Consider the following 13,188-nt stretch of genomic DNA (forward strand, 5'->3'; position numbering starts at 1 on the left):
CATCGTGGTATTGTAAGTTATCCCAAACTTCTTAGAAATTGAAATACTAACTATATTTGAATAATAAAAGTGTCAACCATTTTCAGGACGAGACAGGGACAGGCATTGACACATCCGCCTTTGCGGACTTTGGAGAAAAGTAACAACCCCGAGGCATCGGGGCAAGAATTTTGAATTCCCGATAGAAAGATCGGGACAGGCTCTATCCACAAGGCCACCGCTGGCCTCCCCTAAAAGTGAGGTAAACCCGGTTCCCCAACATTCCCTCCCGCATTAAACGCGTTATCTTAACTTTGAGGATTATTGGTCGGTCCTAGGATTCTGTGAAGGTCGGCATTGAGCCAAACTACACGGTCACCTCCGTCAGTGGTATTGTGACGATGGTCTGATTGACGGCTTTCTCGGAGGATTTCGAAGTTGGTTTCTTCTTCTTCGGCAGCATTCATTTCCATGGTAGCCATCAGCATGGTAGATTGAGCATCTCTGACTACTTGACGGATATTGCCAAGATGATCTTTGTCCTGCTATATTTCCTGCAAATTGCGGCGTGGTATAGTCAAAATCATAACTGTTTGTAGTGTAAGATGTGCCTCCATTGAATGGGTTGATTTGTTTGGTCTGGATGACCCTACTTTTATCATTGTAGAAATTGACTGTGGTGATGTATTTTTAAAAACTCATCTATTTCAAAATCAGGGATATGGAAAGTGAAAAACAATAATATAATAGTAAAAAAAGAGGCTTGTTTATAACGGGTATATTTTTTTATTTTATTATAAGCAAAATTTGCATAATTAAATTTTATAATTTAGCCTATTCACTACAATAATATAACGATTATTATTTTTTTTTGAATTGTAAACTATTTTTCCAATATTTGAAGGCTAAAAAAATAAATCAACTATTGTATGAGAAAAGTATTACTAATCATTTTGTCGCTTTTCGCTTTTTCCTTCCATGGGGAGGTCTGGGCGCAGCAGCGACAAGTAACAGGTACAGTAATCTCGGCAGAAGATAACCTTCCCTTGCCGGGAGTGAATATTCGTATCAAAGGCACCACTAGAGGTGCGATTACGGATATTGATGGAAGGTATTCCATTCAGGCTTCTGAGAACGAGACATTGGTCTATTCATTTGTAGGTTTTCTATCCCAAGAAGCAGCTGTAGGAAATAGGTCTTCTATAGATATTACGCTACAATTGGACTCCAAGACTTTGAGTGAAGTAGTTGTAGTAGGCTATGGTAGTGTAGAGAAAAAGGAATTGACTGGTTCTGTTGGGCAGTTAAACGCTGCTATCATCAAGGACGTGCCAGCACTCGGTGTTGATCAAGCTTTGCAAGGTCGTATTGCAGGTGTACAGATTACCCAAAATGCTGGTACTCCAGGTGCTGGTATTTCCGTGAGAGTGAGAGGCTCATCTTCTATTTCTGCTTCCAATCAGCCTTTATTTGTAATAGATGGCGTACCAATGACTACAGGTGATCCTTCTCAATTAGGTTTTGGTGGACAGTCTTCTAATGCATTGGCAGATTTGAATCCAAATGACATCGAGTCAATGGAAGTGTTAAAAGATGCTGCAGCTGCGGCTATTTATGGTTCCAGAGCTGCTAATGGTGTCGTGTTGATTACAACTAAAAGAGGAGCTGATCAAAAAACACAGGTGAATTTGAATGTTTACGGTGGTACGCAACAATTATGGAATGAGCCAAGATTCTTGGATAGAGATGGTTACTTAGACTTGTTCAAAGATGCCTTTGCAGAAGACTTCTTTGGTGTTCCTTCTTCTGAAATTTCTGATGAAGAGATCCTAGATTTCTATTATGGAGGCTTGCCTTATGGTGATGATGTCAACACGAATTGGGTAAGAGAGGTGACGCGGTCTGCTCCTATCCAAAATTATGAATTGAGCATCAGCGGAGGTAACGAAAAGACTAAATACTACATATCAGGAAATTATTTTGATCAGCAGGGTACAGTAATCAACTCTAGTTACTCGAGAATGTCGACTAGATTCAATCTAGATCACAAGATCAATGATAGATTTGAAATTTCATTCAATTCTGGTATCAGTAGAGCGGTTCAAAACAGGATCGTTTCTGACAACACTTTGAATGGACCTTTTGCAAACTCACTTGCGGCTTCACCATTGTGGCCGGTATTTGAAGAAGATGGTTCATATACAAGACCACAATTCTTCTATTCAAACCCAGTAGCTGAGGGGACAGAAAATGATGATGAAAACCAATCCATCAGAATTTTCACCAACGCTTTGGCAAAATATAAAGTTACCGAAGGTTTGAACTTCAATGTTAGAGTAGGAGCTGATGTTTTGAACTTCTCTGAAAGAAGGTATACACCTGACAACTATCCTGGATCTTCTTCTACAGCAGAGAGAGGTTCGGGTTCTTTCTCTACCAATAACCCTATCAAATGGGTTGCTGAAGCATTTATTGACTATTCAAAAGTATTTGAAGGTGGTCATAGCTTAAATCTTGTAGCAGGTCACAATAGAGAAGAAAACTTGATTTCATCTTCTTTTGTAAGAGGTATCCAATTCCCAGGTGATAGATTCAGATACATCGGAGCAGCCGCTTTGGTAAATGAAGGGTCTAACAACTTCGTTGGATGGGGCTTAGAGTCTTACTTTGGTAGAGTGAATTACAGTTTCAAAGAGAGATATTTGTTTAGCTCGTCATTTAGAGCAGATGCGTCTTCAAGATTTGGCCCAAATAATAGATGGGGTTACTTCCCGTCAGTTTCAGCTGGTTGGAGAATCAATGAAGAAGCTTTCATGAGCGATTTAGATATATTTTCTGATTTAAAAGTGCGAGGGTCATTTGGTCTTACGGGTAATCAGGAGATTGGTAATTTCTCTTGGAGAGGTTTAGTGGGCGCTGGAAATTATTTGGGTTCTCCATCCATCGTTCCAGTTCAATTAGGTAATCCTGATTTGAAATGGGAAAATACAGCTCAAACTGATATTGGACTTGACATGGGCTTGTTCAATGGTCGTCTCACATTAGTTGTGGATTATTATTACAAGAAGACTACTGACTTACTTTTTGCTAGACCAATTCCTACACAAAATGGATATGGTTCTTATCAATCAAATATTGGATCAGTTGAAAATAAGGGTTGGGAATTTACAGTGTCTACTGTAAACATTGACAGACCTAATGGACTTAATTGGAGAACTGACTTGAACTTGACCTTCAATAGAAACAAAATCCTTGAATTGTATGAAGGAGAAGATGTATTCTATGGTTTTGGTGGAAACTCTCTGGTATTGAGAGAAGGATTCCCAATAGGAACTTTCTATGGTCTAATTGCAGACGGTGTATTTGCAACTCAAGCAGATGTACCTGATTCTAGACAAGCTTTTGGAATTAGAGCTGGTGATATGAACTATAGAGATATCAATGGAGATGGAATTATCACAGATGATGATTTCACTGTAATTGGTAATGCTCAGCCAAAGTTCTTTGGTGGTTTTACCAACACCTTTAGCTACAAAGGTTTCGACGCTCAGATCTTCATGCAATTCTCTTATGGAAATGAAATCTGGAATGCAGCTGGTTCTTTCCAGGAAGGGATGTTTGCTAACTTCTTCGATGACAACAATAGAGCTACAGTAGAAAATAGATGGAGATCAGAAGACAATCCAGGTAATGGCCTAGTGCCAAGAGCTGCTTGGGATGTATCTGCTAATAGAAATAACCAATCAAACACCACTAGATTTATCGAAGATGGATCTTACTTAAGAGTGAAGAACTTGGTTATTGGATATAGATTGCCACAGCAAACACTCGAAAGGTTGAAATTGAGAAGTGTAAGATTCTACGCGCAAGCACAGAACTTATTGACATTCACAAACTATTCTGGTTTTGATCCTGAGGTGAACTTTGCAGGAACTTCTAATACCACAATTGGTGTAGATTTCTACACTTTCCCGCAGCCTAGAACTTATACATTTGGTGTTAACATAGGATTTTAATCAATATGAAAAGATTTAATATATATAACTACTTGGTTGTCCTGCTGCTGTTAGTCGGTGTGTCTTGTGATACACTAGAACAGGAGCCTGTAAACCAAATTGATGTTGATGGTGCAATCACCACCAATAGAAATGCGCAATTGGCTTTAGCAGGTATTTACAATGCCATGCAAAGTGGAAACTACTATGGTTTAAGATACTTGTATTATCAGGATGTATACACAGATAATCTTGCACATGCAGGTACATTCACCACCGATCAAGAAGTAAGTAATAGGAGAATTAACCCTTCAAACTTACAAATGAGAAGTACTTGGCAAACCATGTATGGTGCGATAAGAAATGCAAATTTTGTAATCTTCTCTGCACCGAATATTGAAAATATCACTGATGCACAAAGGTTAGCAATTATCGCTGAAGCAAGATTCTTAAGAGCTTTTGTTTACTTTGATATGCTTAGAGTATTCGGTGGTGTTCCTATCGTTGAGGATTTCATAGCAGATACAGAAAGCTTGAATTTTGCTCCAAGAGCTTCTTCTCAAGAAATGTATCAGTTTATTATTGATGATTTGACATTTGCAGAGCAGAATATAGGTAATACACCTAGTGCTCCATTTAGAGCAAGAAGATTCGCAGCTACAGCTTTGCTAGCAAGAGTATATTTACAGCAAGGCAACAATGCTTTGGCAGCTCAGAAGGCTTCTGAGGTTATCAATTCTGGTGTATACACGCTACAGTCTTCCTACGCAGATATCTTCAGAATCAAAGGAAATAATGAAATGATCCTTGAATTGAACTTCACCAATGTATCAGGAGATCAAAATACTTTAGCTATTTCTTCGGATCCGGCTACTGGTGGACAGAAGTTTTATCTAAGACCTGATTTCTTCAGCCTTTTCCAAGCTTCAGGTAATAATGGAGATGTGAGATTTGCAGCTTCTGTATTATCAGCTAGCAACAGATTGAGAGTTGTAAAATACTTCAGATCGGCTACCAATGATGACAATGTTCCTTTGATCAGACTTGCAGAGATGTTTATGATCAGAGCGGAAGCAAATGCTAGAGCTGCTGGTACTGGCTTGTTGACCAACACGCAGATCATAGACGATATTAATGTCATCAGAAATAGAGCAGGTCTATCCAGTCTATTACTTACTGATTTATTGACAAATGAAGCAGCTTTGACTGAGATTCTTCAGCAGAGAAGACTTGAGTTTGCTTTTGAAGGTCATAGATACACTGATATGCAAAGATTTGGCATCATAGGGAATCTTTTCCCTGCCAATGAACAATTTAGAGTGATTTGGCCAATACCACTTCAAGAGATTGAGGTGAATGATAACCTTATCCAAAATGATGGATACTAATCTTTGATTTTACACTTTAAAAAGGCGCCAATCGGCGCCTTTTTTATTTTTCATTCACACAAAGAGCTGTATCTCGCTAATCATTATAGTTACTCCTTTTCCTAATTTTAATTTGTTTTATCCTACCAATCCATAGAAAATTTTACTTAGCGGCATACTGTTTATTTGATTCTAGAGAAAATTCTGAATCATTTTTTGAATAGCTATTGATAAGATAATCAAATATATTTGTGTAAACGAATATACGGTTTTCAATAGCAAACATAACTAGGTACCTTTGTGTTGTTAGCAAAAACTCAATCATGGATAAATATTCCTATATCGCCAATGCACATGTAGCTTACATCGATGAGCTATATGCTGAATACAAAAATAATCCTGAATCCGTTGACCCAAGTTGGAAGACATTTTTTGATGGTTTTGAATTTGCCATCACTCAATATGGAGAAGATGAAAACGGTGGAGCGCAAGTTACCAATATCTTGAGCAGCCAGCCTGCAGCCAATGGCTCACTCGCTACACGCGGTACCATCATGGACATGGAGCAACTGCCTAAGGAAATCAAAGTAAGGGCCTTGATTCATGCACATAGATCAAGAGCGCACTTAAGATCTAAGACCAACCCTGTCAGAGAAAGAAGAGACAGGAAGGCACTGATCGACCTAGAAGATTTTGGGTTGGATCAAAATGACCTCAACACAGAGTTCCAAGCAGGAAATGAAATTGGCATTGGAGCTGCTAAGCTTTCAAAAATAGTTGAAGCGTTGAAGACCATCTACGAAGGCCCGATGGGTTTTGAGTATCTCTACATCAGAGACCCTGAGATGTTGGATTGGTTGAAAACCAAAATTGAAAAAGAAGCGCTGGCATTCAATCCTCCGACAGAGGAGAAAAAGAGGATCCTCTCCAAGTTAAATGAAGCAGTAGTTTTTGAAAACTTCCTACATACCAAATATCTTGGTCAGAAGCGTTTTTCATTGGAAGGTGGAGAGAGTACCATCCCTTTTCTAGATGCAGTAATCAACAAAGGAGCTGAACTAGGTGTAGAAGAAGTGATGATCGGCATGGCGCACAGGGGTAGACTCAATGTGCTTGCCAATATCATGGGGAAGACATATGAGCAGATTTTTTCTGAATTTGAAGGTACAGCTAAGCCAGATCTAACCATGGGTGATGGTGATGTGAAGTACCATATGGGTTATTCCAGTGATATTACCACCAAAGATGAAAAGAAAGTAAACTTAAAACTTGCTCCAAATCCTTCTCACTTAGAAGCGGTAAACCCGGTAGTGGAGGGTTTTATCAGAGCAAAGATCGATGCTCAGCACAAAGGAGATTCTAACAAAGCACTTCCTATCTTGATTCATGGAGATGCAGCCGTAGCGGGACAGGGCATCGTGTACGAAGTGACACAAATGGCAGGCTTGAAAGGCTACAATACCGGAGGAACCATCCACTTTGTGATCAATAATCAAGTAGGTTTTACTACCGATTTCGATGATGCGAGAACATCCATCTATTGTACAGATGTCGCGAAGATCATCGATGCACCTGTGATTCACGTGAATGGAGACAATGCTGAGGCAGTCGTATTTGCAGCTAAGCTTGCGGCAGAATTCCGTCAGAAGTTCAAGAAAGATATTTTTGTGGATATGGTATGCTACAGACGTCATGGTCACAATGAGTCTGACGAACCAAAGTTCACACAACCAGAATTATACAACATCATCTCTAAGCACCCTAATCCTAGAGAAATCTATGTCAAGAGATTGACAGAAAGAGGAGATTTGGATGCGAAGATTGCCAAGCAAATGGATGCTGAGTTCAGGCAATTGCTTCAGGATAGATTGAATATGGTCAAAGAAAAACCTTTGCCATATCAGTTCACCAAATTTGAGCAAGAATGGCAATCGATGAGAAGGTCTAAACCTGAGGATTTTGATCAATCTCCTGAAACGGCGATCACGCAAGACCAAATTGATAAAGTAGCGGAAGCTATTACCCAAGTTCCTAAGGGTTTCAAACCTATCAAACAAATTGATATACAGTTGAAGCAGAGAAAGGATATGTTCTTTAATGCCAAGTCATTGAATTGGGCCTCTGCGGAGCTTTTGGCATATGGATCATTGCTTTTGGAAGGAAAGACTGTTAGGCTTACAGGTCAAGATGTACAGAGAGGAACTTTCTCACATAGGCATGCAGTGGTGCATGATTCCACTACTAATAAGCCTTACAATTTCCTCAAGGAAATGAAGGATAGCAAAGGACTTTTCTCCATCTACAATTCACTTCTATCAGAATATGCTGTTTTAGGATTTGAATATGGTTATGCCATGGCCAATCCACAATCTCTGACAATATGGGAGGCACAGTTTGGTGATTTTGCCAATGGAGCACAGACCATGATTGATCAATTCATCTCTTCTGGAGAGTCTAAGTGGCAGAAAATGAATGGGCTAGTAATGCTTCTCCCTCATGGCTATGAAGGTCAAGGGCCAGAGCACTCCAATGCAAGACCAGAGCGATTCTTGCAACTTTCTGCTGAGTACAATATGGTGGTTGCGAACATCACCGAGCCATCTAACTTTTTCCACTTGCTTAGAAGACAAGTAGCTTGGGAATTTAGAAAGCCTTGTGTAGTGATGTCTCCAAAGTCTTTGCTTCGTCATCCAAAGGTAGTGTCTCCAATAGAAGAGTTTACTTCTGGTAGATTCAAGGAGATTATCTTAGACGAGACGGTAAAGGCCAAAGATGTAAAGCGAGTTGTCTTGTGTTCGGGGAAGATTTTCTATGACCTAGAAGAAGCTAGAGAAAAAGAAAAAGTAAAAAATGTAGCTATCATCAGAGTAGAGCAGCTGCATCCACTTCCTAAGAAGCAAATCATAGATGCTTTGAAAGCTTACAAAGGAGCAGAAGTAGTATGGGTGCAAGAAGAGCCTGAGAACATGGGTTATTGGAACTACATTTTAAGAATGATGTGGAAAGATCTTCCTATGGATGTGATTGCTCGTAAGATGAGTGCATCCCCAGCTACTGGTTACAACAAGGTACACGTAGAGGAACAAAATAATATTGTAAAAAAAGCATTAAAACTTTCATAAAACCCCTAGTTCCAGTTGATCTGGGATTTAGGTTTAATTTAAATTTATTCATGTTAAATTAACCTTAAGCAAATCATTCGCTTGGGGGTAAAAAAAGCAAAACAATGAGCCTAGAAATTAAAGTCCCTGCTGTCGGGGAATCTATCACGGAAGTGACTATTGGACAGTGGTTCAAAAAAGACGGTGACTATGTAGAAATGGACGAAGTCATCTGTGAACTTGAATCTGATAAAGCAACTTTTGAATTAACTGCTGAGGCAGCGGGTGTATTAAAAACCAAAGCGGGAGAGGGTGATACCCTAGAAATCGGCGCTGTGATCTGTGAGATCAATACCGATGGTCAAGCAGGTGCTACAATCGAAAAATCAGAGAAACCTTCTGAGAAATCTTCAGGATCGACAGGAGGAAAGACTGGAGAGGTAAAAGATATGATCGTCCCTACGGTAGGTGAGTCCATCACTGAGGTGACATTGGCCACTTGGCTCAAAGCTGATGGTGACTATGTAGAATTGGACGAGATCATCGCAGAAGTGGACTCTGATAAGGCAACTTTTGAATTGCCAGCCGAAGCCAATGGTATCTTGAGACATGTTGCTCAAGAAGGTGATACTTTGGAAATCGGTGGCTTGATCTGCAAGATCGAAGTGACCGAAGGTGGTGCACCAGCTGAGGAAGCGTCCGCTACTGAATCTTCATCTTCTGCTCCAAGCAGTGCTTCTACTTCTGACAAAGAAACTTATGCTACAGGCCATGCTTCACCGGCTGCTGCGAAGATTTTGGCAGAAAAAGGCATAGACGCCAAAGACATCAAAGGAACTGGTAAAGATGGCAGAATCACCAAAGAAGATGCTGAAAACGCTCAGAAAAAAGCTCCAGAAGCGCCTAAAACAGATTCTAAGCCTGCTGCAAGCAAGTCTGAGGCTAGTGTTGCTCCAGCACCTAAAGTATCAGGATCTAGAGATAGCAGAAGAGAGAAAATGACCTCCCTGAGAAAAACTGTTTCTAGAAGATTGGTTGCTGTGAAAAACGAAACAGCCATGTTGACCACGTTCAATGAAGTGAACATGGGGCCGATCATGGAGATGAGAAAGAAATTCAAAGATCAGTTCAAGGAGAAACATGGGGTGAACCTTGGCTTTATGTCTTTCTTCACCAAGGCTGTATGTGTAGCCCTACAAGAATGGCCTGCAGTGAATGCCCAAATCGATGGCAATGAAATCGTCTATAATGATTTCTGTGATATCTCAATTGCTGTATCTGCACCTAAAGGACTTGTGGTACCTGTAATCAGAAATGCAGAATCCATGTCTTTTGAAGAGATTGAAAAAGAAGTAGTAAGATTGGCTACCAAGGCCAGAGATAATAAATTGTCCATTGAGGAAATGACAGGAGGAACCTTCACATTGACCAATGGAGGTATCTTTGGTTCTATGATGTCTACACCGATCATCAATGCGCCACAATCCGCCATCTTGGGTATGCACAATATCGTAGAGAGACCGATGGCAGTCAACGGAGAAGTCAAAATCCTCCCAATGATGTATCTGGCACTTTCTTATGACCACAGAATCATCGACGGTAGAGAATCCGTAAGCTTCCTGGTAAGAGTGAAGCAGCTTCTCGAAGACCCGACGAGGTTGTTGTTTGGAGTCTAATGTCCTTAGTACAAAGTACATTAAACAGCAAGATTTTGAGTATTTAGAAAATGAATTAGAACATCTTCAGAATATGATAACCAAGCTGAAGATGAGTTTGAATCTTCAATAACCAACTAGGTGCTTTGTACATTGTACATGGTACTTGGTACAAAGAAAAAATCATGTACGACGTAATCGTAATCGGCTCCGGACCTGGAGGATATGTTGCGGCCATCAGAGCGGCACAACTGGGAATGAAAACAGCCATCGTTGAGAAATATTCAACATTGGGGGGTACTTGCCTCAATGTAGGTTGTATTCCTTCCAAAGCATTGCTGGACTCTTCTGAGCACTATCACAATGCGGCACATACTTTTAAAACCCACGGTATCAACCTCAGCAGCTTGAAGGTAGACTTGAAGCAGATGATCGGTAGAAAAGACGATGTGGTCAAGCAGAATGTCGATGGTATCCAATACCTAATGAAAAAGAATAAAATCGATGTACATCATGGTTTGGGATCATTTGTGGATAAAAACACCGTGAAAGTGACCAAGGAAGATGGCTCTTCTGAAAATATCGAAGGCAAAAATATCATCATCGCTACAGGATCTAAGCCATCTACACTTCCTTTTATCAAGTTGGACAAGAAAAGAGTCATCACTTCTACCGAAGCTTTGAACTTGAAAGAAATCCCTAAACACATGATCGTCATCGGCGGTGGTGTGATCGGAATGGAGTTAGGTTCTGTCTACGGAAGGATGGGTGCAAAAGTATCCGTTGTAGAATACATGGATTCTCTAATCCCAACGATGGACAAGACCATGGGCAAGGAATTACAGAAGTCTTTGAAGAAACTTGGCTTTGAATTCTACTTGAAACACAAAGTTGTGGAGGTGGAGAACAAAGGCAAAGAAGTCATCGTCAAAGCTGAGAATGCCAAAGGTGAGACCATAGAATTGAAAGGAGACTATGTGCTCGTATCTATCGGTAGAAGACCTTATACAGACGGGCTCAATGCAGAAGCTGCGGGAGTGAAAATCACTGATCGAGGTCAAGTGGAAGTTGATGAACATTTGAGAACCAATGTTCCGAATATCTATGCAATCGGTGATGTGGTCAAGGGTGTCATGCTTGCACACAAGGCTGAGGAAGAAGGTACTTTTGTAGCAGAAGTAATTGCAGGCCAAAAGCCACATATCAATTACCTATTGATTCCTGGAGTAGTGTATACTTGGCCAGAAGTGGCTGCTGTTGGCTATACCGAGGAGCAGTTGAAAGAAAAGGGTATCAAATACAAAGCAGGGAAGTTCCCATTCATGGCATCTGGTCGAGCTCGGGCTTCTATGGATACCGATGGCTTGGTCAAAGTACTTGCTGATGCAGAGACTGACGAAATCCTAGGCGTACACATGATCGGTCCAAGAACAGCTGATATGATTGCTGAGGCCGTTGTTGCCATGGAGTTCAGAGCGTCAGCAGAGGATATCGCAAGAATGTCGCATGCACATCCAACTTACACTGAAGCTTTCAAAGAAGCTTGTTTGGCAGCTACTGATAATAGAGCTCTGCATATTTAATGTATAAATCTAGCAAAGGCAGCAAAGGTGCAGAGGATGCTGGAGAAAAAATATACTTCTTCAACATGTTCTAAAAACTTTGCCGATATAGAGAATGAAATTAAAAAACCCTTCGAAATTGAAGGGTTTTTGTTTTCTTTCAGAGTAGAAGAGTTTATTGAAAAGACCATATTAGCCTTTAATTCCTTTTTTTCTAGATTTATTCACTTTCCAAAAATCTTCTAAATTCAGCATAATCATTTTTTAAAGCGGTGGTTTTTTTCTCGCCTTTCATAAATTGCTCAAGTCTTTCTGGAAGTTCAAGTTTAAGGTTTAAAACTTCTTCTACCACATTTTTAAATTTCCCTGGATGGGCAGTTTCCAAAAATACACCTACGTATTCATCTGGGTGCTGTTTTTTGAAGTTTCTTAATCCTAGGTACCCTATTGCACCATGAGGGTCTAAGATATAGCCGCTTTGTTGATAGGTTTGGATCATTGCTTTTGCGGTGTCCGCATCATCAAAGTAGAAGCCTTTTACTTTTTCTCTGAAAAGCCTCTCGTCATTGTCATAAAGGGCTAGTAACCTGTAGAAGTTACTCGGATTACCCACATCCATACTGTTGCTGATAGTAGGGATAGATGACCTGGACTGAAATTGATCGCCATGAAGAAAATCAGGAACAACCCTGTTTACATTGGTGGAGGCAATGAAGGTATCAATGGGAAGCCCCATCCTTTCGGCTAGGATGCCTGCACCTAAGTTACCAAAGTTACCACTTGGTACAGATATCGCGAGTTTTTTGCTGGTCTTTGGCAATCTAGAATAAGCATAGAAATAATACAGGCATTGGGGAATCCACCTGGCTACATTGATCGAGTTTGCGGATGTTAGAAGTAGTTTTTCATTGATTTCCTTATCCAAGAAGGCTTCTTTGACCATGCGTTGACAATCATCGAAAACCCCATCAACTTCCAAGGCTGTAATATTTTCTCCTAATGTGGTGAATTGTTTTTCTTGTAATTCGCTGACTTTTCCTTTGGGATAGAGAATGATGACTTCCACTCCTGGAGTTTTATAAAAACCGTTGGCCACTGCCGAACCAGTGTCCCCAGAGGTAGCGACCAATACTTTCACCTTCTGAGGTGTTCCTTCCATCAATAAAGACATCAGTTTGGAGCAAAATCTAGCTCCAAAATCTTTGAATGCCAAAGTAGGTCCATGAAAAAGCTCTAGGCTGTAAGTACCTTCTTCAATCTCAACTAAAGGAGCATCAAAAATCAAGGTATGGTCAACCAAAGCTTTGATTTGTGATGGGGCTAATTGGTCTTCAAACAAAGTCCCAATAACTTCATACCCAATTTCCTTGAAACTCAAGTCAGACAGTTTTTGAATAAATTCTGTGGATAACTTGGGGATTTTAATAGGCATATACAGCCCTTGATCAGGCGCTAAACCTTTGATGACAGCCTCTTTCAGGTTTACTTGATGATTGGGATTATTGGTGCTATAAAAATTCATGTCTGTT

General features: G+C 40.3%; 7 protein-coding genes. 5 read left to right on the top strand and 2 right to left on the bottom strand.

The window, feature by feature from the left end; all coding sequences use genetic code 11:
- Window positions 1-287 precede the first annotated feature (287 nt).
- Window positions 288-461: a hypothetical protein gene (locus CHB66_RS17015; RefSeq protein WP_170932494.1), complete on the bottom strand. Its 174-nt coding sequence runs from the start codon at window positions 459-461 to the stop codon at window positions 288-290.
- A gap of 447 nt (window positions 462-908) precedes the next feature.
- Here CHB66_RS17015 and CHB66_RS13265 point away from each other — a divergent pair, with 447 nt between their 5' ends.
- The 5 genes from CHB66_RS13265 (at window position 909) to lpdA (ending at window position 11,680) form a co-directional block, all read left to right on the top strand.
- Window positions 909-3,995 carry a SusC/RagA family TonB-linked outer membrane protein gene (locus tag CHB66_RS13265; RefSeq protein WP_089241748.1) on the top strand — a complete coding sequence of 1,029 codons (3,087 nt, stop codon included), beginning with the start codon at window positions 909-911 and terminating at the stop codon, window positions 3,993-3,995.
- Window positions 3,996-4,000: 5 nt separating this feature from the next.
- Window positions 4,001-5,362, top strand: coding sequence for a RagB/SusD family nutrient uptake outer membrane protein (locus CHB66_RS13270; protein WP_089241750.1), 1,362 nt, complete (start codon window positions 4,001-4,003; stop codon window positions 5,360-5,362).
- A 302-nt stretch (window positions 5,363-5,664) separates the two neighbouring features.
- Window positions 5,665-8,463, top strand: a complete 2,799-nt coding sequence (locus CHB66_RS13275) for a 2-oxoglutarate dehydrogenase E1 component (protein WP_089241752.1) — start codon at window positions 5,665-5,667, stop codon at window positions 8,461-8,463.
- A 104-nt stretch (window positions 8,464-8,567) separates the two neighbouring features.
- A complete protein-coding gene (odhB, locus tag CHB66_RS13280) occupies window positions 8,568-10,118 on the top strand; it encodes a 2-oxoglutarate dehydrogenase complex dihydrolipoyllysine-residue succinyltransferase (RefSeq protein WP_089241754.1) in 1,551 nt (516 codons plus the stop codon).
- Window positions 10,119-10,282: 164 nt separating this feature from the next.
- On the top strand, window positions 10,283-11,680 hold the full coding sequence (gene lpdA / locus CHB66_RS13285) for a dihydrolipoyl dehydrogenase (protein ID WP_089241972.1): 1,398 nt from the start codon (window positions 10,283-10,285) through the stop codon (window positions 11,678-11,680).
- 199 nt (window positions 11,681-11,879) lie between these two features.
- Here the strand turns inward: lpdA and thrC are convergent, their stop codons facing one another.
- On the bottom strand, window positions 11,880-13,181 hold the full coding sequence (thrC, locus tag CHB66_RS13295; protein ID WP_089241974.1) for a threonine synthase: 1,302 nt from the start codon (window positions 13,179-13,181) through the stop codon (window positions 11,880-11,882).
- Window positions 13,182-13,188 lie beyond the last annotated feature (7 nt).

It is taken from the genome of Belliella buryatensis, from assembly GCF_900188245.1.
Classification (GTDB): domain Bacteria; phylum Bacteroidota; class Bacteroidia; order Cytophagales; family Cyclobacteriaceae; genus Belliella; species Belliella buryatensis.

Bases quoted from the DNA above. Each gene is read 5' to 3' on its own strand.
- thrC (WP_089241974.1), bottom strand. From the start codon at position 13,181: ATGAATTTTTATAGCACCAATAATCCCAATCATCAAGTAAACCTGAAA.
- lpdA (WP_089241972.1), top strand. From the start codon at position 10,283: ATGTACGACGTAATCGTAATCGGCTCCGGACCTGGAGGATATGTTGCG.
- CHB66_RS13265 (WP_089241748.1), top strand. From the start codon at position 909: ATGAGAAAAGTATTACTAATCATTTTGTCGCTTTTCGCTTTTTCCTTC.
- CHB66_RS13270 (WP_089241750.1), top strand. From the start codon at position 4,001: ATGAAAAGATTTAATATATATAACTACTTGGTTGTCCTGCTGCTGTTA.
- CHB66_RS17015 (WP_170932494.1), bottom strand. From the start codon at position 461: ATGGCTACCATGGAAATGAATGCTGCCGAAGAAGAAGAAACCAACTTC.
- odhB (WP_089241754.1), top strand. From the start codon at position 8,568: ATGAGCCTAGAAATTAAAGTCCCTGCTGTCGGGGAATCTATCACGGAA.
- CHB66_RS13275 (WP_089241752.1), top strand. From the start codon at position 5,665: ATGGATAAATATTCCTATATCGCCAATGCACATGTAGCTTACATCGAT.